Annotated in this window: 23 protein-coding genes; 11 read left to right on the top strand and 12 right to left on the bottom strand. The window is 49.0% G+C overall.

Features of this window, described 5'->3' with window-relative positions:
• Nucleotides 1-20: 20 nt before the first annotated feature.
• Entirely contained in the window at nucleotides 21-995 is a 975-nt protein-coding gene (locus ACR6Z4_RS20600; RefSeq protein ID WP_479719194.1) for an EI24 domain-containing protein, read from the bottom strand.
• 241 nt (nucleotides 996-1236) lie between these two features.
• Here ACR6Z4_RS20600 and cysC point away from each other — a divergent pair, with 241 nt between their 5' ends.
• The 3 genes from cysC to ACR6Z4_RS20585 all read left to right on the top strand — a co-directional run bounded on the left by cysC (nucleotide 1237) and on the right by ACR6Z4_RS20585 (nucleotide 3657).
• Nucleotides 1237-1794: an adenylyl-sulfate kinase gene (gene cysC, locus ACR6Z4_RS20595; RefSeq protein ID WP_479719193.1), complete on the top strand. Its 558-nt coding sequence runs from the start codon at nucleotides 1237-1239 to the stop codon at nucleotides 1792-1794.
• 744 nt (nucleotides 1795-2538) lie between these two features.
• On the top strand, nucleotides 2539-3003 hold the full coding sequence (locus ACR6Z4_RS20590; RefSeq protein ID WP_479719192.1) for a transposase: 465 nt from the start codon (nucleotides 2539-2541) through the stop codon (nucleotides 3001-3003).
• Between the two features lie 54 nt (nucleotides 3004-3057).
• Entirely contained in the window at nucleotides 3058-3657 is a 600-nt protein-coding gene (locus tag ACR6Z4_RS20585; protein ID WP_479719191.1) for a transposase, read from the top strand.
• Nucleotides 3658-3868: 211 nt separating this feature from the next.
• Here the strand turns inward: ACR6Z4_RS20585 and ACR6Z4_RS20580 are convergent, their stop codons facing one another.
• Nucleotides 3869-4447 carry a peroxiredoxin family protein gene (locus ACR6Z4_RS20580; protein ID WP_479719199.1) on the bottom strand — a complete coding sequence of 193 codons (579 nt, stop codon included), beginning with the start codon at nucleotides 4445-4447 and terminating at the stop codon, nucleotides 3869-3871.
• Nucleotides 4448-4683: 236 nt separating this feature from the next.
• Nucleotides 4684-6153, bottom strand: a complete 1470-nt coding sequence (locus ACR6Z4_RS20575) for a phosphoglucomutase/phosphomannomutase family protein (protein WP_479719190.1) — start codon at nucleotides 6151-6153, stop codon at nucleotides 4684-4686.
• Nucleotides 6154-7225: 1072 nt separating this feature from the next.
• Between ACR6Z4_RS20575 and ACR6Z4_RS20570 the strand changes: the two genes are divergently transcribed.
• On the top strand, nucleotides 7226-7633 hold the full coding sequence (locus tag ACR6Z4_RS20570) for a response regulator transcription factor (RefSeq protein ID WP_479719189.1): 408 nt from the start codon (nucleotides 7226-7228) through the stop codon (nucleotides 7631-7633).
• Nucleotides 7634-7715: 82 nt separating this feature from the next.
• Here ACR6Z4_RS20570 and ACR6Z4_RS20565 read toward each other — a convergent pair whose 3' ends face one another.
• Nucleotides 7716-9209, bottom strand: coding sequence for an aminobutyraldehyde dehydrogenase (locus ACR6Z4_RS20565; protein WP_479719188.1), 1494 nt, complete (start codon nucleotides 9207-9209; stop codon nucleotides 7716-7718).
• A 583-nt stretch (nucleotides 9210-9792) separates the two neighbouring features.
• Between ACR6Z4_RS20565 and ACR6Z4_RS20560 the strand changes: the two genes are divergently transcribed.
• Nucleotides 9793-10818: an ABC transporter substrate-binding protein gene (locus ACR6Z4_RS20560; protein WP_479719187.1), complete on the top strand. Its 1026-nt coding sequence runs from the start codon at nucleotides 9793-9795 to the stop codon at nucleotides 10816-10818.
• Nucleotides 10819-10826: 8 nt separating this feature from the next.
• Here ACR6Z4_RS20560 and ACR6Z4_RS20555 read toward each other — a convergent pair whose 3' ends face one another.
• The 3 genes from ACR6Z4_RS20555 to ACR6Z4_RS20545 all read right to left on the bottom strand — a co-directional run bounded on the left by ACR6Z4_RS20555 (nucleotide 10827) and on the right by ACR6Z4_RS20545 (nucleotide 13509).
• Nucleotides 10827-11432 carry an alpha/beta fold hydrolase gene (locus tag ACR6Z4_RS20555; protein WP_479719186.1) on the bottom strand — a complete coding sequence of 202 codons (606 nt, stop codon included), beginning with the start codon at nucleotides 11430-11432 and terminating at the stop codon, nucleotides 10827-10829.
• Between the two features lie 167 nt (nucleotides 11433-11599).
• Entirely contained in the window at nucleotides 11600-12682 is a 1083-nt protein-coding gene (locus tag ACR6Z4_RS20550) for an ABC transporter ATP-binding protein (protein WP_479719185.1), read from the bottom strand.
• Nucleotides 12679-13509 carry an ABC transporter permease gene (locus ACR6Z4_RS20545; RefSeq protein WP_479719184.1) on the bottom strand — a complete coding sequence of 277 codons (831 nt, stop codon included), beginning with the start codon at nucleotides 13507-13509 and terminating at the stop codon, nucleotides 12679-12681. Before ACR6Z4_RS20545 ends, ACR6Z4_RS20550 begins: the two co-directional genes overlap by 4 nt.
• A gap of 360 nt (nucleotides 13510-13869) precedes the next feature.
• On the opposite strand from ACR6Z4_RS20545, the gene ACR6Z4_RS20540 reads away from it, so the two are divergent.
• The 4 genes from ACR6Z4_RS20540 to ACR6Z4_RS20525 all read left to right on the top strand — a co-directional run bounded on the left by ACR6Z4_RS20540 (nucleotide 13870) and on the right by ACR6Z4_RS20525 (nucleotide 16364).
• Nucleotides 13870-14235 (top strand): hypothetical protein, encoded by a 366-nt coding sequence (locus ACR6Z4_RS20540; protein WP_479719183.1) that lies wholly within the window; start codon nucleotides 13870-13872, stop codon nucleotides 14233-14235.
• 119 nt (nucleotides 14236-14354) lie between these two features.
• Entirely contained in the window at nucleotides 14355-14813 is a 459-nt protein-coding gene (locus ACR6Z4_RS20535; protein ID WP_479719182.1) for a hypothetical protein, read from the top strand.
• A 120-nt stretch (nucleotides 14814-14933) separates the two neighbouring features.
• Complete coding sequence (locus ACR6Z4_RS20530; RefSeq protein ID WP_479719181.1) at nucleotides 14934-15926, top strand: hypothetical protein; 993 nt, start codon at nucleotides 14934-14936, stop codon at nucleotides 15924-15926.
• Between the two features lie 54 nt (nucleotides 15927-15980).
• Complete coding sequence (locus ACR6Z4_RS20525) at nucleotides 15981-16364, top strand: hypothetical protein (RefSeq protein ID WP_479719180.1); 384 nt, start codon at nucleotides 15981-15983, stop codon at nucleotides 16362-16364.
• A 141-nt stretch (nucleotides 16365-16505) separates the two neighbouring features.
• On the opposite strand, the gene ACR6Z4_RS20520 is transcribed toward ACR6Z4_RS20525, so the two are convergent.
• The 4 genes from ACR6Z4_RS20520 to crtO all read right to left on the bottom strand — a co-directional run bounded on the left by ACR6Z4_RS20520 (nucleotide 16506) and on the right by crtO (nucleotide 19838).
• Complete coding sequence (locus ACR6Z4_RS20520; RefSeq protein ID WP_479719179.1) at nucleotides 16506-16802, bottom strand: peptidase; 297 nt, start codon at nucleotides 16800-16802, stop codon at nucleotides 16506-16508.
• Nucleotides 16803-17061: 259 nt separating this feature from the next.
• The gene (locus ACR6Z4_RS20515; protein ID WP_479719178.1) at nucleotides 17062-17499 is read right to left on the bottom strand and encodes a DUF4363 domain-containing protein; all 438 of its coding nucleotides are present in this window, start codon (nucleotides 17497-17499) and stop codon (nucleotides 17062-17064) included.
• Between the two features lie 348 nt (nucleotides 17500-17847).
• On the bottom strand, nucleotides 17848-18123 hold the full coding sequence (locus ACR6Z4_RS20510; protein WP_479719177.1) for a UBP-type zinc finger domain-containing protein: 276 nt from the start codon (nucleotides 18121-18123) through the stop codon (nucleotides 17848-17850).
• Between the two features lie 35 nt (nucleotides 18124-18158).
• Nucleotides 18159-19838, bottom strand: coding sequence for a beta-carotene ketolase CrtO (gene crtO, locus ACR6Z4_RS20505; RefSeq protein ID WP_479719198.1), 1680 nt, complete (start codon nucleotides 19836-19838; stop codon nucleotides 18159-18161).
• A 223-nt stretch (nucleotides 19839-20061) separates the two neighbouring features.
• On the opposite strand from crtO, the gene murD reads away from it, so the two are divergent.
• Nucleotides 20062-21486, top strand: coding sequence for a UDP-N-acetylmuramoyl-L-alanine--D-glutamate ligase (gene murD / locus ACR6Z4_RS20500; protein WP_479719197.1), 1425 nt, complete (start codon nucleotides 20062-20064; stop codon nucleotides 21484-21486).
• Between the two features lie 45 nt (nucleotides 21487-21531).
• Nucleotides 21532-22140, top strand: a complete 609-nt coding sequence (locus tag ACR6Z4_RS20495; protein ID WP_479719176.1) for a hypothetical protein — start codon at nucleotides 21532-21534, stop codon at nucleotides 22138-22140.
• 487 nt (nucleotides 22141-22627) lie between these two features.
• On the opposite strand, the gene ACR6Z4_RS20490 is transcribed toward ACR6Z4_RS20495, so the two are convergent.
• A complete protein-coding gene (locus ACR6Z4_RS20490) occupies nucleotides 22628-23248 on the bottom strand; it encodes a GerMN domain-containing protein (protein ID WP_479719175.1) in 621 nt (206 codons plus the stop codon).
• Nucleotides 23249-23445 lie beyond the last annotated feature (197 nt).

Here is a 23445-nt window from a genome sequence, read left to right as displayed (position 1 = left end):
CACCCTTCACCCTCCACCCTTCACTCCTCACGCTTCAATTCTTTCGCCAGGTCTTGCATGGGCAAAATGCGATCGCAAAAAAACAACGTTCCAGCCGTAATGCAGACGGGAATGGCAAACAAATTTAAGAACGGGACGCTAATCAACACCAGACAGAGCAGCCCAAACGTAGCACTGGCAGGTAAACTCTGTCTGATAATGCCGAGTTTTGCCCGAAAGGACAAGCGCCGTCGTTCTAACGCCGGATCTAGAAAATCTAGACAGACAATGGTAGCTGCCAGGGCAATGCCCCCAACCGTGGCGATCGCCGTTCCCGCACCCGGTACCACGTTAAATAACAACAACCCGACTCCCACACTCAGGCTCAACACTAGCTTCTTTAATTCATACATTACCGCCCGCCAGATATCTCGTACAGCACTTCCAATGCCATCTGGCAAAATCGGTAAGTGTCCGGTGCGCTGTTTTTCTAACTCTTCCGATAACTTGCCATACCAGGGAGACCCCAAAATCACCCCAAACTGCAACAGCACAAACCCCGTTGCCAGCAACAACAACACCGTCAGCAATAACCGCAGCACCCATCGCAGCAATAACAACCCCCAATTGGGCAGTTGGTTAGCCCATTGGGGCAATTGCAGATGCCAGTCGGGCAACTGAAACCAGCCATCCGGTAGCGTCAGATGCCACGTGGGTAGGGAGGGAACCCAGGCGGGTAAATGCATCATCCAGGCAGGCAAATGCAGCGTCCAATGAGGCAGGTGCGTCACCTGTTGCGATACATCGCCTGCCCAGATCGGTAAATCTGCCAGCAACGCATCAATCCCGCGTAACCCAATAACGAACGCTCCGGTATAAAGAATAATGCCCACCACCAGATTGAGCAAAATGGGCATCAACACATATCCCCACAGCCGAGGCATCCGGATGAGCAAGATTAATGCCCGAAACGGGTAGGTAACGCCTAAAAACAATCCCAGAGGTGCCCGTAGCATAGTCAAAGTCCTTATCAATAAGGCAAGAAAAAAATCGCGATGGTGAAACGATCAGCCAACATATTAGAATTTAACAAATCGACAGTTAACTCAAAGATTGTATAAAGACGAGCAAGTAAACTAATGAGAGGGCTTTAGAGGCGCGTATATTTACGGAAAAGCTAAAGAAGTCAATCTTGCGCCTTAGACAAGTCAACGAGATAGCACTTGAACTTTCCATCAAAGAAGAGGTAATAACAGCATGAGCGTAAAGCAGCGTGGAGCCACGATCTGGTTTACAGGGTTAAGTGGAGCAGGCAAAACCACCATCAGAATGGCAGTGGAGCAAGAACTACGTGCGCGTGGACTGAAAGTTGAAGTTCTAGATGGTGATATTGTCCGCGAAAACTTGACACGCGGCTTAGGGTTTAGTAAAGAAGATCGGGATGAAAACATCCGCCGCATCGGCTTTGTGGCTCACCTGCTCAGTCGTAACGAAGTCATTGTGCTAGTTTCTGCCATTTCTCCTTACCGCAACATTCGGGAAGAAGTCAGAGAACGGATTGGCAACTTCGTTGAAATATTTGTCAACGCACCTCTAACCGTTTGCGAAGAACGGGATGTCAAGGGGCTGTATAAGAAAGCACGCGCTGGCGAAATCAAGCAGTTCACCGGAATTGATGACCCTTACGAGGCTCCTCTCAATCCTGAAGTTGAATGCAGAACCGATCTAGAAAGCTTGGAAGAAAGCGTCGAGAAAGTGCTGACTTATTTAGAATCAGCGGGCTATGTTCCTAGTTCTCTAGCCTCCAAAGCGTAGGCTGCTGTCAGACGAGTGATTGAACAACACGAAATTCGGAGTTAAAACAAACGGGGTACCTGCACAGGTGCCCCATTTTTTGTGAATAAGTTGCCAGATGGCGATCGCTCATAACCTTATACCAATTCTCTAAATTCGATTTAAAAATCCTTGTAGAGGCGCACGGCCGTGCGCCTACAGATGACCGTTTGTAGTGCTATTTTTTGAAATTGGGATTATTCAGTGATAACGCAGGGAGAACCTACAATGCCTGCAAGAAAGCCTGACCATTTGACCTCTGAAGACGACAATTGAAGCTCAGAGCTTGGAAATTGGAGTAATTTGCTCGACATTCCGGGTTCTGAGCTTAATTTTTGGAGTAAAAAGGTCAAAGCTTGGAGTAAAAAGGTTGAAGTTTCAAGCAAAAAGGTCAGAATTCCGAGTTCTAAGGTCGGAGTTTTGCGTTTTGAAGGCGAAAGATAGAGTCAATATCCATTTGAATGGGAGATGTGACGGATACCTGTAGAGGTTTGGCAATGCCAAACCCTTACCGAATCTTAGATGGGTCCCCTAATCTATTTAATTTGGTATGAGAACAAAATTGATTTTGCTTAAAAGCCAACGTTTTGTGTGTGGAGGCTGACATTCCAGGGGTTAAAGGTAAAGGATAGAGATTTGTAGGGCTTGGCAATGCCAAACCCCTACAGATAGCGATCGCTTTCCCTCAATGGGAATTCTATCAATGAGGTGCATTGGTGGAATATTGTGAAATACAACCCAGACAAACATCACAGGCGATCGCTCCGGTTAAAGGGATATGACTATTCATCTCCGGGTGCGTATTTCATCACCATTTGCACCCATCAACGTGAATGTTTGTTTGGTGCCGTTGTGAATGGTGAAATGCGGTTGAGCGAATACGGACAGATTGCGTCAAATGAGTGGCTGCGATCGCAAGATATTCGGCAAGAAATTAATTTCGATGCCTGGGTGATTATGCCAAATCACATTCATGCCATTGTATTGATTCAAACCTCTGATTTACCACAACATCCTGTAGGGGCGCACGGCCGTGCGCCCCTACCCAACGATGCGTCCCTATGTCATGGGATCGCGTACCGCAGACCTCGTTCCCTTTCATCATTCGTTACGGGATTTAAATCGGCAACAACCAAACAAATCAACGTTATGCGGAATGCACCAGGAACCTTGCCAAACCCCTACAGATAGCGATCGCTTTCCCTCAATGGGAATTCTATCAATGAGGTGCATTGGTGGAATATTGTGAAATACAACCCAGATAAACATCACAGGCGATCGCTACGGTTAAAGGGATATGACTATTCATCTCCGGGTGCATATTTCATTACCATTTGCACCCATCAACGTGAATGTTTGTTTGGTGCCGTTGTGAATGGTGAAATGCAGTTGAGCGAATACGGACAGATTGCGTCAAATGAGTGGCTGCGATCGCAAGATATTCGGCAAGAAATTAATTTCGATGTCTGGGTGATTATGCCAAATCACATTCATGCCATTGTATTGATTCAAACCTCTGATTTAGCACATCACCCTGTAGGGGCGCACGGCCGTGCGCCCCTACCCAACGATGCGCCCCTACCCAACGGTGCGTCTCTACGTCATGGAATTGCGTACCGCAGACCCCATTCTCTTTCATCATTCGTTGCGGGATTTAAATCGGCAACAACCAAACAAATCAACGTTATGCGGAATGCATCAGGAACCTCCGTTTGGCAGCGCAATTATTACGAACATATTATTCGTAACGAGGAATCTCTACACCATCTGCGGCAGTATATTCACAACAATCCTCTGTCATGGCAGAAAGACCAGTTGCATCCAGATATTTCATCAAAGTGGTAATGACGATCGCTATCAAACAATCTGCGATCGCCTCTTGCGAGAATCCGGATATCTGCTTTTTCTTAGGAATAGGAATTAAATAACTCCGATGATTTGTTGTACGGGCGAACGGCCGTTCGCCCCTTCAAACGATTCAATATTCGATCTTATTTAATTCACGATCCTTAGCGCTACTGAAGCTCGCCTAACTGGTCTCAAATCGCGGCATTCCCTAACTCTGTGTCAATGATGAAACAGAGCTAAGCAAGCGTTCGACATCGGCGTTGGCGTCTAAAAAAGAAAACAAATGACGCAAGCGAATCTTTCCAGCGCGATCCAAGACAAATTGAGCCGGTAGCGGTGCGCCCAATGCTTGCCCCAGTTTATATTTACGAAACACACGACAGCCCGGATCAACCAGCAATGGCATTTTTAAACCCAGATCGCGCACAACAATCTGGCTCTGGCGTTGATCTGTACTGGTGATCATCAGCACCTCAGCACCCCGATCGACAAACTGTTCATAGGCATCATTCAGTGCTTTGATGTGGGGATAGCAAAAGGGACAATATTGTTTTTCGGTAAAGATACGGGTAAAGGCTAAAACGACGGGACGTTTTTGCCCAATTTCATCTGTTTTTTTGATGCCTACATAGTCTGATAACCGGACGGTTTGCCCGGTTTGAATGTTCAGCAATTGGAACGGGGGCGCAAGCGAACCGATGCTGAAATCATTGGTAGCTGGAATAGGAAAAAAGTTTTTGAAAAAGCGATCGCTAAACAGTCCGGTAAAGTCGGTAGAGGTGAGCATGGGATTAGGGGTGAGGAGATACTGTCCTGGATTGGGTTTGGACTCGGTTGAACTATATAGCAACCGTCGAGACGGTTAAATCAGGAGGTTGTGTGAGAACCCTCGCTCCGCGAGGGTTCTCACACAACCTTTGCCTTAATCGACCTCTCGACTGCCATATATTAAAGTTTATGGTTAGAAGCGCGGCGTCGCCGCGCTTCTAACCATAAACTTTCAGTCTGATTAAATCCACGATCCTAAATAGCTTTTGCCCATGTTTCTGCCCATTTCAAATTCTTCTGGGCTTCTTCCATGGTATTCGCTTCCGAATAGAGGCGCAGCACGGGTTCGGTGCCGCTAAAGCGGATCAGCAACCAGCTTTGATTTGCCAACTGAAATTTATACCCATCGATCGCTAACTGATCAATCACAGCTTCACCCGCAATTTCTTGAGGCGGATTGGTTTCAAGTTGTTTTAACAAACGCGATCGCACGTCCATATTTGCCAGGGGCAGGTCAATGCGATCGTAGGCAGAGGAAAACCCTGTTTTCTGCTGAAGTCCGCTATAAAGGTCGCTCAAGTCTTGACCAAACTGGACGATCGCTTCTAATACATACAACGCCGACATCAAGGCATCGCGTTCGGGAATGTGGTTGCCATAGCCAATGCCACCGGATTCTTCACCTCCTAAAAACACCTGCGCTTCTAACATCCGATCGGCAATATATTTATAGCCAATTGGGGTTTCATACAGCGGTAAGTCGTAGAGTTTGGCGACCAGTGGAATCAGGTTTGACCCACTGATAGTTTTGACAATTTCGCCGCTAAAGCCCCGGTGTTCTGCCAGATGAGCAATCAAAACTGGGATCAACACCTGCGAACTGAGAAAGTTACCCTGTCCATCTACGGCTGCAATGCGATCGCTGTCTCCATCAAATACCAGACCCACAAGTAACCCGTCGGGATGCGACTGGCGATGCCCCTGGATGGCTTCAAATAAGCCGCTGAGGTAGCGGGGCAGGGGTTCGGGTGCGCCGCCTGCAAAAGTTGGATCATGGCTGCTATTGAGTTCGTGGATGGCAACCCCCAGCAATCTTTCCAGTCCCGTTGCCGCAGCACCATGCATAACATCGGCAAAGACCGTCAGTTTGCCACTGGCGATCGCCTCTTGAATCAGAGGGATATTCACCCGTGCCTTGAGCCCTTCGCAATAGCTATCCCAGGGGTCGAAGGTGCTGAAAGACCCAGGCTCGTCTTTGATGATGCCCGTCTCACCATCAGCCAACATGGTTTCAATCGTTTTCGTCACTTCTGGCGGCACAGAGCCACCAAAACCACCCTTGACCTTTAAACCCGAATAAATTGCCGGGTTATGGCTTGCTGTAATCACCAAAGCACCCAGTGCATTCATCTGTTTGGCAGCCCAGCTAAACGCGGGCGTTGGGGCATAGGAGTCTGATAGCACTACATCAAATCCGGCTGCTTGCACGGCTTCTGCGGTTGCTTTAGCAAACTCAGGAGAAAGAAACCGTCGATCGTAACCGACAACCACTGTACGACTGGCGATCGCCTTGCCATAAGCCTGTTCCAGCGCTTTTGCTGCCAGAGGGGCAACGCGAATCAGTCGCTCAAAGGTAAAATCTGCTGCGATGACGCCTCGCCACCCATCGGTACCAAACGCAATAGGCTTACCGGCAAAGGATGCAGGAGAAGGTTGAACCGCCATAATCAAGATTTGCCTCAAGGGGAACCAATAGTCGCAGTGAACGTATGAAATTCGCTTTGCAAAACGACGGACATACGCCCTGCTGCTGTGAGTATATCCACAGAAATGACCCCCCTGCCAGGACAAGTCGCACTCCTTTGAAGAGATTTCATGGTTACGATAAAAAGTCTCTTACACCGATTTATAGCGCTATGCCGATTGATTCAGTCCAGTGTTATGGGGCACTCCGCGCCCCACAACACCGTTTCTGTACTGAACGACCATACACACCGCTACATATAGCAGCCAAAGGGCTAATCAGGACGGGGGCAGGGGTTTCACCCCTGCCCTAATTACCCCATTCATTGCCATAACGTCCTACGCTGAAAGACCTCCGAGTTGTTTTTTGAGAGCCTTGCAGAGCAAGGCTCTCAAAAAACGACGGTCAGCTTTCGCTCTCGACCCTTATTGCCAACGGTATTTGAGCAAGATTGCAGATGGGATGGGGGCACAGCCCCTACCCCATCTGCAATCTATGCTTTTTAATGGGGATGCGGCTCCCAAAAAATCTGTGGCTTAGGCAATTAGAACACTTCGTCCCCATAGGGGGTGGCATGGAGGTCACTGGCTAACGTCGGTTTATTGCGTGTCAGCCTACCCAATCCTGGAGCGATCGCTATATGATTTAGATAAGATAATTTGCAATCTGTCTACCGAGTAAACTCAGGAATGTTATGTGTTTAAAGTCACACGTTCTATACTGACCTTGATCCTTCCGCAATCTCAGGGGCGATCGCCCAACATAGCGTTCTAGAACACTTATCCAGTCCAATCGAGTGCCTAACTTTTGAGTAATACAGCTTGGGAGTCAAGTATTTTTACTGATTTTTCAATACGCTTGAATTTCTGATCAGACTTGATTAACCTTAAGAAAGGTTTTAGTTGAAAAAAGCATCAGCAATAATACTTATCCTTCATTCAAACTGTTTAGGTAATTCTGTTTAGGTGAGTCTTCTCTATTTTCTGAGGCTTTTGAACATCAGGGGCACCCAAGTTTTGTTCTGGTCATGGCATCAAGATCTCAATAAAAATTATGGATAATCACTGCCATCGGCTCTTAATCGTTGACGACGACCCCAACATGATTCTCCTGGCAAGGGATTACCTGGAGCTCAAAGGGTTTTCAGTCGCTACAGCCGAAAATGGTCTTCAAGGGATAGCACTTTTAGAACAAGAATCTCCTGACCTAATCATTTGCGACATGATGATGCCTGGGATGAATGGTTATAGCTTTGTAGAACGGGTAAAGGCAAACCCGAAAACTAAAAAAATCCCTGTTTTGTTTTTATCTGCCAGCAGTAAAGCCAAAGATCAGGCAGATGGGTTAAAGGTCGGGGCAGAAGCTTATATGCTCAAACCCTTTGACCCAGAGGAATTGGTCGCCAAGGTCAATCACATTTTAGAAAGCAAAGCGTGTTCGAATGGCGCAAGCTTGCTCTAACCCTGAACGCTAGTCGTTCAATCCATAGCATTGAGGGTGCGCGCCCTGTGGGCGCGCACCCTCAATGTTTGCTAGACAGGCTTTAACTATCGGCTTTGCCAAAGGTCGTGAAGTGCCATCCTTTGCGCTGATCGCCGGTGATATCAAACACCACATGTTTGACGATGGTGTATTCCTCTAAGGCATAGTGAGACATATCTTTGCCAATGCCGCTTTGTTTGAAGCCGCCATGAGGCATTTCGCTGGCGATCGCCAGATGGTCATTCACCCAAACGGTGCCGCATTCCATAGCCGCTGAAACCCGCATGGCTCGTTGTACATTTGCAGTCCAGACACTACCCGCCAGACCGTAAGCAATATCATTACCCAGGGCGATCGCCTCTGCTTCATCGCTAAAGCGGTTGACTACCACAACGGGCCCAAAGATTTCTTCCTGCACACAGCTGGCGTCTTGCGGAGCATCGACCAAAATGGTCGGCGGATAGTAAAACCCTTCTCCTTCGGGCAACTCACCCCCTAGCGCCACCCTGATCCCCTGGGCTTTGGCGTCCTGCACATAGCCATGCACCTTATGGCGCTGAGCCTGACTGGAGAGGGGTCCAATATCGGTATCGTCGGCAAAGGGATGCCCGACTTTTACCTGGCTCGACAGCTCGACAAAGCGATCGAGAAATTGGTCAAAAACTTCATTTTGCACATAAATCCGAGTGGCAGCTGTACAATCTTGCCCCGAATTCACATAGGCACCCACGACCGCACTATGCGCTGCCGCTTCGATATCCGCATCCGCAAATACCAAAAATGGAGCTTTTCCGCCCAATTCCAGCGTCACCCGCTTCACCATTGGGCTAGCCAGTTCGGCAATGCGTTTACCCGTGCGTGTGCTCCCTGTAAAGCTGACCATGCGAATGTCGGCATGGGTGCAAATGGCTTCGCCCACCTCTGCGCCGCCGGTGACGATGTTGATCAAGCCTTCGGGTAGTCCCGCTTCCAGGGCAGTTTTTGCCAACTCGATCGTCGTAATCGGGGTATTGGGTGCCGGTTTTAGCACGACTGCATTCCCTGCTGCCAACGCGGGTCCCAATTTCCAGATTGCCATCATAAACGGATAGTTCCAGGGCGTGATAGCACCGACCACGCCAATGGGTTCACGCCGGATCAGGCTGGTGTATCCCCCAACATATTCTCCGGCAGCTGCCCCATCTTGCCGCCGCACCACCGATGCAAAGTAGCGCAAATTGTCGATGGAAAAGGGAATATCGCCATTAACGGTGAGCTTTAAGGCTTTGCCAGCATTTTGGCTTTCCAGCCGCGCCAGTTCTGCCGATTTTGCCTCCAGAGCATCGGCAAATTTCAACAGTGCCAAACTGCGATCGCCATACGACATCTTGCCCCAAATCGCTTGTGCTTTTTTCGCGGCTACGACTGCCCGATCGACATCGGCAGCGCTACCCAACGCAACGGTGGCAAACACGTCTCCGGTGGCGGGATCAATCAAATCTTCGCTACCCGTAGAAACTAAATCACCGCCAATAACCATGGGGTAGTGAATCAATTTTTCTGTTGTAGAAACCATAAAAACCTCGGGGAGAGTGGGGATGGCAGGACATGAAACACGCCAAAACATGTATAGCCCTACACATAAGCGTTAGGACTAGGGGGGAGCAGGGGCTGCGCCCCCGCTCAAGGGGTTCCACCCCTCTACCCCGTCCTGGTCTAGATGCGTACTGCTATATCGCTAAAACAATAACGGTCTATCTTGATTTGGTTCTGTTCATTTAGCCTAATACTTCACGTCTGGATCAGGGCGTGATGTTCAACAGAATTAAGCTTTATGCGGTGTGCACGATCCTAAGGATCGTGGATTAAATAAGATCGAATATTGAATCGTTTGCAGGGGCGAACAGCCGTTCGCCCGTACAACAAATCATCGGAGTTATTTAATTCTCATTCCTAAGTACCCAGAAAACTAGGCATTGCTTAATCCAGCGATGCCATTAGGAGTGAGTGCCGTGCAAAGCGCGGCACTCACTCCTAATGGCATCGAGCAAATCAGTAACACTTGATGAGACGAGTTGATGTGGCGTACGCCACACCAACTTTGTTGAACAACTGGCGTATCATCTACGAGATGATGAATAAAACTATGGAGGGTGCCTATGCTATCGTCAATTTTCAAAGCCTCCATTCGACGGCTACTCGTTCTGGGATTATTGTTTTTGCTGCCCTTAGGGCTGATCGTTGCCTGCAATACACCTGACAGCGATCTGTCGGGCACGGCATCGACTCCGGCAATCGCTCTCGTGGTGGGGGTGCCGCAATGGCCGGGGTTTGGGTCTGAATATGTCGCCAATGAACTGGGCTTATTTCAAGAGGAAGGAGTTGAGGTCGAAGAGATCTTTTTTCCGGTACAAAGTGACTCTAACGCAGCATTTTTAACCGGAAAAGTCGATTTGATTTTAACCGGAATTCCCGACCTGATTACCATGGCAAGTCGAGAGCAAGGGTTGAAGTTATTAATGCTATGCGATTATTCCAACGGTTCGGATGGCATCTTGGGGCGCAATATTAACAGCCCTGCCGATCTCAAAGGAAAAACAGTCGCTCGCGAAGATTTATTGTTTCAGATCATGTTGTTACGCAAGTATTTAGAGCAAGGCGGGTTGACGGAAGCAGATGTCAATCTCGTGGTTATGCCTGCGTCGGATGCAGCCACAGCATTTGCCGCCAAGAAAGTCGATGCCGCCGTAACCTGGGAACCCTGGTTAACCAAGGCTGCCAGTGAGGGCGACGGCACGATTATCTTTACCTCCAAAGGCACCAATATTATTCCCGATGGCTTTGTCACCCGCGATCGCATTATTACGGAACGCAAACCAGAATTGCTGGCTTATTTCCGGGCGATCGATAAAGCGGTACAGCTGATTGACCAAAAAGACGCCAAAGCCATCGACATTATTGCCAAAAAACTGGGTGTCAGTGCCGACGAAGCCCTGCAACAAATGAACGGCGTGCAATTCTTTGACGTTGAGGACAATAAGGCGGTTGTATTTAACCCCCAAGATCCGATGAACATTTTTGATAGTTTGGAATTTGCTGCACAAACTGCCAAAGATATTGATCTGACCCCCGATCTCGTCGATACGAACGCTCTGGTAGACGATTCGATTATCAAAGCGTTATAAGCGATCGCTTATTGAGAGAAACACTGTCTCACAAACTCTAGGATGTGCTGATGAAAATCGTCCGTTGCCCGCATGTAACAGGCGTGGCCTGCGCCTTCTAACACCACCTTGCGGGCATTGGGCATCAGCTCAACCAGCAAATCTGCCTGTTGCGCCGGCACAATGCGATCGGGACTACCCCAGAGCGCCAGAGTCGGCAATCGGTTGCCTTTGAGTTTGTCCTGAAAGCGATCGATGCCAACGGGGGCGATCGCCACAAAGCCACTCAACTGATCGGCATGGGCAGCGACTAACGGCAAACTGTAGCGACCACTCATTGATGGAGAAACTAGCACAGGGCGAGTTACCTCTGCGATAGGCAGCAACCTCAGCAAAAACTCCTCATCTCGTCCGGCAAATCGGGCTGAACTACCATATCCCGGCAAATCCAGCGCCACCGCTCGATATCCTTTGCTGACTAACAGATCGAAGGTGCCCAATTCTTCCCACGTTCTGCCGCGAAAGCTAGCGCCATGCAAAAACAAAACACTGGGCGATGCCATGTCTCCGGCTTCGAGTACATGAATTTGACTGCCCTGAATAGATACATAACTGGAACGAATTTCAGATGTCATACCATATCCAAAAAACTGAGATGTTGCCCGGAAGGGGCACTGAAATGCCCACGCCTCCTTATAGCGCGTCGCGCCTGAGTAGATTGCGGTTGTTGTGAGAGAGCCGCGCTCCGCGCGGCTCTCTCACAACAACGTGTACGTTACACCAATGAGAATTGCGGTAGTTCTTATAAACTTGGAGGGAGAATAATACAATCAATAGTATTCCAGGATAGCAATTGTACAGTTTCTATCGGTGTATTGTTAGCGAGTTGGGTCACTAAAAGTGTCCCGATTGCCGTTTCAATATGATATTCCAACAACTGACCGATATAGGTGATATTCGTGGTTTTCCCAGAAATTTGGTTGTGATCGGAAGAAGTCGGGTGGAGTTGAATGCATTCTGGGCGGATCATGACGGTCACGGTTTCGCCTGGGGTCGGTCGATAATTGGGTGCCGTTGCTTGAACCGTGACCCCGTTGATTTCAATCGCGACGTGATCTCCTGTAAGTTTCACCACCCTACCCGTTAAGAAGTTGGCTTTGCCGATAAATTGCGCCACAAATTGAGATGCCGGACAGGTGTAAATATTTTTGGGGGTACCGACTTGCTCGACTTGCCCATTATGCATCACGGCAATGCGATCGCTTAATGCCAGTGCTTCTTCCTGATCGTGAGTAACGTAAATAAAGGTGAGGTTGGTTTGACGTTGCAAATCGCGTAATTCTTGACGAACTTCCTGGCGAATTTTGGCATCCAGTGCCGACAACGGTTCATCCAGTAGCAACACTTTTGGGCGGCTGATTAGCGCCCGTGCCAGGGCAACCCGCTGTTGCTGCCCCCCCGATAACTGAGCCGGACGGCGATCGCCCAAGGCTTTGATCTGAAACATTGCCAGCGACTCTTGGACTCGGTCAGCAATTTCGGCAGCAGCCACTTTAGCGATCGTCAGTGGATAAGCAATATTTTGAATGACGCTGAGATGGGGAAACAGCGCATAGTTTTGAAACACCGTATGAACGTTGCGGCGATAGGGGGGCTGGGTGGTGACGTCGTCTCCACCAATCAACACATTGCCATAGTCAGGAATTTCAAAGCCCCCAATTAACCGCAATGTGGTTGTTTTGCCAGAACCGCTGGATCCTAAAAGGGAATAGAACTCGCCAGGTTGAACGTCCAGGGAAACGTTTTTGACGGCGTAGACTTCTGCGTCGCCCTTACCGTATAGTTTGCTGACCCGATCTAAAGACACAATGCTATCGGTTGTCATGCGCTATCCCTCAAGGTTGCCCCCTGGCTCAACAATACTAATATCGTACTGGCTGCGAGAACGAGAGTGGCGATCGCCGCAATTTCTGGGGTAATGTCGGTGCGCAATCGACCCCAAATTTCCATGGGCAGTGTATTGTCTCGTCCCGTCAGAAAAATAGTCACCACCACTTCATCAAACGAGAGCGTAAACGCCAGTAAAGCAGCCGCAACCACCGCACTGCGGATGTAGGGAAAAATCACAGTGGTAAAGACTTCGGCAGGTTTGGCTCCCAGGTCATAAGCCGCTTCTTCGAGACTCCGAGGAAACTGGGAAAGACGCGTCAACATGGGTCCTAAAGCAACAGGCAAGCCAAAAACAGCATGACCTAAAATCACCGTCCACAACGACAAATCCATGCCCAGATCCGAAAAATACGCCAGCATCGCCACACCCGTCACGATCCCCGGTAGCAAAATCGGCAGATTAAGAGAAATGCGAAAGGCAGCCCTACCGAAAAATTGATAGCGATAGATGGCAAAGGCTGCCAGTAGACCAAACCCCGTTGCCAACAAGGTTGCCATAGATGCCACTTTGAGAGAATTGAGCAAGGCAACCTGCAAAGGGGCATCGTTAATTGCCATGTGGTACCAGTTGAACGTGAACCCCTTAAATGGCAATGACAAAATGCGAGAGTGATTAAAACTCATGATCACCAACACGGCGATCGGTAAATTCAAAAAGCCGTAGGTCAACATTGCCCACCCGATCAAGAGCCAGGGTTGTCGCACGGTGCGACGTGGAGCAGAGGGAGAAGCAGGCGATGGGGAAGAATCGATAGCCGTCATCTGGATTGCCAATAATAAAGAAGCCCTGACATTGTTGAATATCGGGATGAAGTTGAGCGTGAATCCGAAGGGTTTACAGTCAAACTCAGGATCTTCATCAAAATACCTTGAATAACTGTTTTGGGAGAGTGCGGCTCTGCCGCACTCTCCCAAAACAGTTGTGGGTTTTAATACTCTGGTAAAGATCCTTATCCCCAAAATCAGCAACACCGAGGTGCTAACGCTATTCTATGGCGTTCGTTCTGGGCTGGGCTAAGCAATACCAGACAAATTTTATACATTCAAAAATTAAATCTCCCTTGAGCGATGCTTCCGCTACGGTTTAGACTATGGACACCTATCCCTGAAAATAAACACCCTATGCGCCAACGTCTGCACCTGTCTATCAACCAACATACCAAACAAGATTTTCTGATCTGTTTAGCTATCTGGTTTGCCTTAGAGTTACTTTGCTTTGTCTTTTTCCCCGTCTTTGGTGCGATCGAAAGAGCCAATGAACCCTGGTTTTCCTGGAGTTTTGTATTTGGCATTGGGGGTGCCGTCTTATTTGCGCTCAGTTCTCAAATTATTTTGACCGTGAGCGATCGCCAACGTCGTCCCATGCAGATTTTTCAATGGCTGGTGGGCATTATTTTGGCTTGGGTTGGGTTAGCAGGCGTTGCCTTTCCCTTATTGATTATCGGAATTCAGGCGTGTGCGCGAATTTTAGCGAGTTTAATGGCTTAGCTGCGGTTAACGTTTCATCCCTGCATCCCGTTTCTGGTACCTCGTCACCTTAGAAAATGCTGTAGAGACGCCATAATTCGCTCCAATAATATAGTTCTAAAAAATAGATGGAGGTTGTAGTGAATCGGTTACTTTACGAACACTCTTCGATTTGTAAGGGATACCTCATCATTCCCTTCATCTATGGTGGGGTAGATCAGCAAACGATCTATTCCTATTTACTCCTATCTGAGCAGGGTCATAAAGGTAGATTTCACAAACTCGAAAATCCGGCAGGGTTGTATGCTGATCAGCTCGATACTATTTTAAAGATTGCTCAGGAGCATCTCACTCAAGCTTCAGATATCGAGCAGTCTAGCGATTATTTCAAACATCGATATATCTACCAACATCACCTGATCATCGTGGTGCAGGAGTCAGGGAAATATTTTTATGATCACTATCCGCCGCAGGAATTGAATAATATTGCCGCACCCAAACTATTTCATACCGAACACGACTGTTTGACATGGATTCAACACGGACTCAAGCGCAATTATCCAGATACAACGGTTAGAAATCACGACTTGATTTCTTAAGCATCACAGATCAATCTATCTGATTCCATAGCAATCCCAATCGGGTAGTGAGAGTCGCACTCCTTCGGGGTGCGACTCTCACTACCCGGTTATCTGTTTTTCTGCCCCCAACCCAACAGTATGTCTTCATCCCAAACGTTAGCCATTTTTATCTCGTTGCTTCCACTCGCCTTACTCAGTCATGGCTGTGGCAGGAATGCCAATTTGGTCGCCATCCAAGAATTTTCGGCGCTGGCAAATCAGGCGGCTGAACAATTTCCTAACATCGCCAATGATATTTATGCGTCTTGTGTGCGATCGGCGGAATATCAACCCATTAGCCTCGACCATCCTGCGACACTTCCTGACAATGATGCGGCTGCGGCGGCTGTCTCAGCTGTATTTGGCGATCGCACCCAGGCGTTGCAAGACTGTGAAAACAGTAGAGCGATCGGCAATGGACTGATGGCAACGCATACGGTATTGATTACTTACCTGACATCTTTGGGGCAGCTTGCCAGCGATCGCACGGTCAATCTAGAGAGCATTAATGCCCTTCAAAGTTCTCTACAAAATAGCCCGCTTGAAGGATTGAATCAGGTTGCCAGTGCCGAGATCAGAACGTCCCGAGACCATGGAATTCGAGTGCTTGACCTATTGGGCAGCGCACTGCGTGCCATTCAAAATCGTTCTCGCACACGAGTGATTCAACAGGTTGTGGTTGAGACTGATACGCAGTTTGGTGCGTTGGTAGATACTATCGCTCAGATTCTTGAGGGTAACTATTTACGCAAACTTAGATTTGAAGAACATGCGATCGATGAGTATTACAGAACCTATATCGAAGCGCTCGTTAGAGAACGAACCGCAGGAGATACGCAGTCTTTAACCGCCACCATTCTGAGTTTAGATACCGAGTGGCGCGATCGGAGAGACTCGATTCGGCAACGACGAGAGGCTGCTCAACACTATGTGGATTTGTTACGAAGACTGGTAGCTGAACATCATCAGTTAAAACAGCAATTTAGCACCGGAGACATGCCAACGGAAGCAGCGTTAAATCATATGATTGCAGACTATACCGTTGACCTGGAAGAAACAATTCAAGCATTACAACTTGCCTTTGAACCATAATTGCCCGGTACTCTCTCTCAACAACTTGTACATCACCCCATTGAGAATTGCTATATGTCTGTTTTGTATGATCTTGCTGATCAATTTGAAGCCTATGGTCAGGTGCTGCGTCAGCAAGCCAATTCTTCGTCAGCCCTGAGTCACGATGATAGAGAAGCCTTCCGAAAACAGGCGAAAGAGATGGATCGCATTAGCCAAAACTTGAGTGATTTAGCCGCACAGAACGATCTATCCCAGATTCAGAATGCGGCAACTACTTTGACGGAATCGACCCAAACATTAAAACATGAAGTTCAACGATTAGATGCCGTCAATCATACGATTGCCAAAGTAGCAGGTTGGATCGACCTCGGCAACCAGATCGTAGCCGCTGTAAAAATGCCGACGCCAGCCGCATTTGAGGCGATTCTCAAGCAGTTGAAAACAAACCTGACTTAGTTCATAAGCGATCGCGATCTATTTCAATACCTATTTCAATACTGAGGAACTTACGGCAGAATAAAATACTTGCAGTGCGGTACAGCGATCGCCTGACATACCCTCAGAATGGGGATAGTATTGGCTTGCCAATCTCTTCAATTAGGCTTGATTGCTATTTTTGTTAGCCTTGACTGGCTTTTTGTTAAATAAACTGGTCATGCTCAGTCCTGTAACCAATAATCCGAGAGCACCGATGCCATCCAGCAATGGATAAATCCCTTCGAGGTGAAAAATTTCGCCCGTATGAATGCTCAACAATAAACTGGCAGGAATGCCCAAATTAAGATGCCATTCGCGGGTCAGAGTGACTAACGTTCCGGTAATGACGGTCAAACCTAATGGCAAAAAAATGATAATGGCAAGGGTACGGTGATATTTGCGAAATAAGCGCTTCATGTCATTCTCCAGGCGTGTGTGAGTCAGTCGATGAGCTGGCGGTGAATAGAGGGATGAATTTGAACGTGAAACCCAAGGCTTCAGGTTCAAATTCATCCCCAAAATCAGCCACATCGGTCAGCTTTATAGTGCTGTGCAGGTTGATTCAGTGCGGTGTTGTGGGGCGCGGAGCGCCCCACAACACCGTTTCTGTACTTCACGAACTTGCACACCGCTATATATCCGGCAAAAAAGTGATACAGCCAAGCTACATTCTTACTTATTGCTGGGCTGCACTCACATTCTCTTCCAAAGACTGCAACGCAGCTAAGGCTTTTGCCTGATCTGGCTGAGCTGCACCCATTTCACTGGAAAGTTGATCCATGGCATCTTCGATCGCATTATACGTATCAGACGATTTTTCTTTGACACCATCTTCTACTTTTGACCAAAATCCTTCAAATTGGTCAAATTCTTGCTGAGCTTTGGTATAGTCTCCCGCTTCAACGGCTGCCTTTGTATTGGAAATAACGCCCATCAAGCCTTGGAAATCATCGGGGGTTTCGGGGGAGGTTGATGCCATCGATTCGGCAGGAGAAGACGACACGACCTCGGGTGAAACTGGAGCATCAGACGCTTGTGGTTCTGGCTTAGAACACCCTGCCAAAGCTAAAAGACTAAGACTGCCAATGAGCAAAGCCTGCTTGAATCGAATCATGGGAACTCCTTCTGCTTAACTGTTTATGGGTTGATGTTAGTCGGGTTCAAACTGAATCATCCGAACTTCATTAACTGTAAGTAGCAAAGGTAAAGAAGTCGGGTGGATACGATGTGTTCCAATATCAAGCCAGTTTCACAGTCCGCGATGTGGGAATTTTATATGAAGCTGCGCCGATTTACCCCCGGCTATCGCCGTTTCCCTTAGCCAGGGGGACTACAGGGGGTCATAGGTTGAGCGCATCTTCATAAAAAATTGGTATTAGAGAGTCTTTGTTAAATAGCGAACATCATGGTTCGAATGCTTTGCCCCGATGATTTGCTGGGATGACCTTTTCTAGAAATCGCCTTAATACTCTTTTCCTTGCTCATCGACAAAGCACCACAACCATTCTTCTCCTAATTCGGCTGAGCTAATGATTGGATGTCCAGTGTCTTCGTAATGACGGCGGGCATGTTGATTTGTAGAAGAATCACAGCACAGCATCTTACCGCAGGTCTGACAAATTCGCAGGTGTACCCAGCGATCGCCCATGCGAACGCACTCTTCACACCGAAAGGTTGGGTAATTGGCTTTTGAAATTAGATTCTCTAGCGTCACTTGATTGAGATGTTGACAAGCCATAGGATTTTGCGATGAGTAGGTTGAGTGAGAGCGCTTTAAGAGGTGAGAGTTTTCAATGATTTTTCGAGCTTAGCAAATGCTTTCCAGGGCGATCGCTGAGCATTGAGAAACACACGGGCACAGTTGCGTCCCGGCATTCCTGAAATGGAGCCACCCGGATGAGTGCCTGCACCTGTTAAATACAGGTTTTGAATCGGTGTTTTGTAATTCGCAATTTCGGGTAAAGGACGCAGAAAGACCATTTGATCGAGCGTCATATCCATATGATAATAGTTGCCTTTATAAGACCCCAGGCGATCGCCCAATTCTGCCGGACTTTCGACGCGTCGGGCAAGGATTGAATCTTTCAAGTTGGGTGTATAGTCTGCTAATTTATCCAGGACGCGATCGGCAACTTTGTTTTTTAAATCATCCGTCCAGCCTGTACCATTTAGCCCTGTCCCTTCCGCTCCCGCAATTTGGTAGGGCGCAAAAAACTCGATCCACAACGTATGTTTTCCTTCGGGAGCCATGGATGGATCAAGCACCGTGGGTACAACCGCATACATAGAAGGATTCTCGTCCGGAATTTTACCCAACGTGATTTGATTGTGAGCATATTCCACATGCTTCACCGAATCAGCAATCAACACGGAACCCACCAGGTACTCATCTTTGTGATGATAGTGTTCAAATCGGGGTGGGGCTGATAACGCACAATCAATTTTTAGAATCGTCTCATTATTATTGAGAATGCGTCGTTCTAGCCGTTCTCGCAATGCCGGATCCGCCTGATCAACATCGGCAGCATCTACCAAATTGAGAAACAAGCGTTTTGCATCAATGTTAGAAATGACCCCATAATTGGCTCGATATTCTGTGCCATCATGGGTTTGAACCCCGATCGCCCGACCTTGATTGTCAATCATCACCCGCTTCACGGTTTGATCGGTTAAAACCACTCCTCCTTTGGCTTTGACCAGGTTGAGTAACGCCTGGGTCAATGCTCCTGTACCACCTTTAGGACGAGCCATCCCCGGATGATGGCGCATAGATGCCATCATGGCACCGATCGCAATCCCTTTTTGAGACGGAGGTGCACCGATTTCGGCACAGAGACGAGCGAGGGGTGCTTTGATAAACTCACTATCAAACCATTCGTCCAGCATTTCTTCGGCACTGGTAATCATTGTCCGCAAAATATCCAGGGCTTTATTCACCCCACCGACTAACGCCAGTACGTCTTTGATTTGAGCTAAATTGTAGTTGCGAAAAATGTCAAAGACAGCGAGGGGAGGTGCGTTAAATAACGGAATTAAAGCGTTGGTGACTTGCAACCAAAATTGCGTAAATTCGGCATACTTTTTGGCATCGCGATCGCTAAATTGCGCAATCTCGGCACAGGTTTTTTCAATAGAGCGATGGACTAAAAAGTATTTGCCATCGGGGTGGGGGCAAAACACGGCTGGATCACAATACAAATAGTCCAACCCATAGTTGGTTAATTCCAACTCTTCCACTACCGGACCGAGATGGATAAATTCATGATCAATTGCACAGAGGTTGAACTTAAACCCTGGAGCCTCATCAGGCATGACTTCTTCAGTCGTTGCTGCACCACCCGGAACCGATCGCCGTTCTAATAGCAAAACGCTATACCCTGCTTTTAATAAGTAAGCAGCACACGTTAAACCGTTATGACCTGCACCAATAATGACGGCATCGTAGACCTGCATCAGCGAAGCTCCGGATTGCATACAAACGTTTCCACTCTACAGCAATTGCGCCGTTGCTTGATGACAGCTTGATGACAGCGTCAGTTGCTTGGCTGTCCATCATGGCTCTCCATAAATTTGTCTTGCTTTCTCTCTGCGTGCCTCTGCTTAAGGTAAGATTATGACTGCTTCTCAGCACATTAGCCCGCGTGCGAGTAACCCAGTTTTAATTTTTATTAACGTTATGGCTAACGCTTATGTCATCGGTCTCGGAAAGTCAGGAGTTGCTGCGGCAAGGCTTTTGCACCGTGAAGGATGGCAGGTGACAGTGAGCGATTCCGGCTCCTCGGATGCTCTGAACCAATTGGGTCAAACGCTGATAGAGGAAGGTATTACCGTTCGACTAGCCGATCGATTTGAACCCGACCCCTCGATTATGGAACGAGTGGTAGTCAGTCCGGGAGTACGCTGGGATTTGCCTGCCCTGGTTCGTGCCCGCGAATTGGGGATAGAACTGATGGGGGAAATGGAGTTGGCATGGCGATCGCTGCAAACCGTTCCCTGGGTTGGCATCACAGGCACCAACGGAAAAACAACAACGACGGCATTGATTGCCGCTATTTTTCAGGCAGCTGGATTCAACGCACCTGCGTGCGGCAATATTGGCTATGCGGCTTGTGAGTTGGCGCTGTCTGTTCAACCCGATCCAGCGCCAGCTGAAACGGTTCGTTCACCTACCCCTTTCCCCGACTGGGTGATTGCAGAAATCAGCAGTTATCAGATCGAATCGGCGTCCACACTGGCTGCCAAAATTGCCGTATGGACGACCTTTACCCCCGATCATCTCAGCCGCCATTACACCCTGGATAACTATTACGACATCAAAGCTCGGTTGCTCAATCAGGCTAATGAGCAGGTTTTGAACGGCGACGATCCGTATCTGCGGCATCATGCGGTCAGTCAGTGGCAAGATGCCTATTGGACGAGTGTCAAGGGCAAAGACTACCTGCCAGGGAAGCCTGAACGCGGAGCGTTTATTGAAGATGGCTGGGCAGTATTTCAAGGCGAACGGATTGTTCCTGTCTCAGCACTGCGCATGGTGGGGGCGCACAATCAGCAAAATTTGTTGATGGCAGTGTGTGTGGCACGGATTGCCGGTATTGAAAAGCAGGCGATCGCCCATGCTATCACCACATTTCCGGGGGTTCCCCATCGCCTGGAACATATTTGCTCCTGGCAGGGCATCGACTTTATCAACGATAGTAAAGCGACCAACTATGATGCGGCAGAGGTTGGCTTAGCCGCAGTGAATGCGCCTGCCATTTTGATTGCGGGTGGAGAAGCTAAAGCCGGGGATGACACTGCCTGGGTTCAGCAGATTCACGCGAAAGCCGCTGCCGTGTTGCTGATTGGTGATGCCGCAGATGCCTTTGCCAATCGGTTAGCAGCAGCAGGATATGACCGCTATGAAATCGTCGAGACGATGGATCGAGCTGTCAAACGGGGTGCAGAACTGGCACAACAGCAGGGAGCCAAGGTTGTGCTGCTTTCGCCTGCCTGCGCCAGTTTTGACCAATATCCCAACTTCGAACGACGGGGCGACCATTTTCGCGAACTTTGTCTGGATACCTTACAGGGCGATGCCGAGTCGGTAAGACCAGTGCCATAGTAGGTGGGTTCCTGGTACATCGTTCGTCGCCCAAGGAGTTTTTTTGTGACGACCCGACTGGATACGCAGCCTCGTTCTCGGTATGCCCGTGTGAAGCTGTGTTTAGAGTGGATTCTTGCCCATGCGATCGCCGGTGCGATCGCCGGTGCCTTAGAAAATGGGGGATTTCAATTTTCTGCCAGTTTAATTTTCAAGGGCGCTTTAACGGGAATTGCCCAGTGGTTGGTGTTACGCCAATACATCCAACAAACTCAGTGGTGGGCGATCGCGACGAGTGTCGGCTGGGTTGCCGGACAGTTTTTAAAAATTGCCATTTGGGATATCTTCCCGATTTTGCAAGAGCGACCGTTGGCAGGGTTAATTCCGGCGGCATGGATGGCGATCGCTCAGGCTTTGGTTTTACCCAGTCCGTTTACTCCCCTGCTGGTGTGGGTGGCAGCGAGTGCCATGGGTGGCATGATTGATTCTCTCGTTGGCGTTGGCGTTAATCAGCTGTTGTGGTATCCCATGCTGGCACTGCTACCCGGAAAAGTCACAGGCATTTGGGTCGCCGCTGTCATTGATAGTTGTGGTTGGGCAGCCTATGGGGCAACTACAGGTCTGGCGTTGATCTGGTTGTGGAAACGGCAAGCCATATTGACGACTCATCAATAAAACGTATCCCTTTGACGTCATTGGGGTAGGGATAGAGGGTGTGGGGGCTGCGCCCCCAGCAGGGGTGGAACCCCTGCACCCCGTCCTCACTCATGTTCTTTATCGCCTGACGTCATTGGGGTAGGACAGAGGGTGTGGGGGCTGCGCCCCCAGCCAGGGGTTCCACCCCTGCACCCCGTCCTCACTCGTGTTCTTTATCGCCTGACGTCATTGGGGTAGGGACAGAGGGTGTGGGGGCGCAGCCCCCAGCAGGGGTTCCACCCCTGCACCCCAGCCTCACTCGTGTTCTTTATCGCCTGACGTCATTGGGGTAGGACAGAGGATGTGGGGGCTGCGCCCCCAGCCAGGGGTTCCACCCCTGCACCCCGTCCTCACTCAAATGCAGCAATTCTCAATTATGCAAAGGACACGTTGTGGTGAGAGAGCCGCGCGGAGCGCGGCTCTCTCACCAGACTCGTGATCTACCCAGCAGGTGCGACGCGCTATATTAACGTTGTGTTAGACAGCGATTGTCGCCACTCTGGTCGCCGAAGCAATCGCCATTGGGGTTGAGGATGATGACGCGATGAACGGTAGAAAATTGCGTCAAGGTTGCCTCGATCGCGCTCTTAATTCGGGCGTCATCGCCAATGCCGTTAGACACGACCTGCCGACAAAACTGAAGCGTAGCAGTACCGTTGGAAATCGCGATCGCAAAGTCTTGCCCACAGTTTGAAGCACTGCCAAACCGGATCACGGGGATGAGTCCTTGCTGTTGTTCTGCCGACGTGGGACCGGCAATCAGTTGGGCGATCGCAAACCGAGCGATTCCCGCATTAGACGTGGTGCGCCACACGGGAACCACATAGGTAAAATCATCAGCAGCTTCGGGATAGTGCGGGAAGAACACTCGCACCCGATACTGTGCAGCGGCAATTTCAGGCACTGTTGTCGTTGAAGTTGGTTGCACTCCCCTAGGGGAATGCTGTTGGGTTGCTAACGAGGCAGACGGAGCCATCAACCCCAACAGGAATGCCAGCGATAGAAGGCTCACAGGTCGGTGCGACCTACGACTGAACGACAGGGGTTGGAACTGACAGATGCTGAGTAAAAATCGGTTAATCTGCATAATTGATCCGCTCGAATACTATAGCGCTTTGCGCCTGGATGGATGGCGGTGATGAGAGAGCCGCGCTCTGCGCGGCTCTCTCATCACCACGTGTACGTCAGGAGATGAGTAGAACGTGATCGAGCCGGTCGGCATCGTTAACCGTAAAACCTCAAACCCAGTACCACTCAGAACTCCATACTAAAAACAAAGTGTGA

It is taken from the genome of Calyptranema fuscum S582, from assembly GCF_055793305.1.
This window is presented reverse-complemented; position numbering and strand designations above follow the sequence as displayed.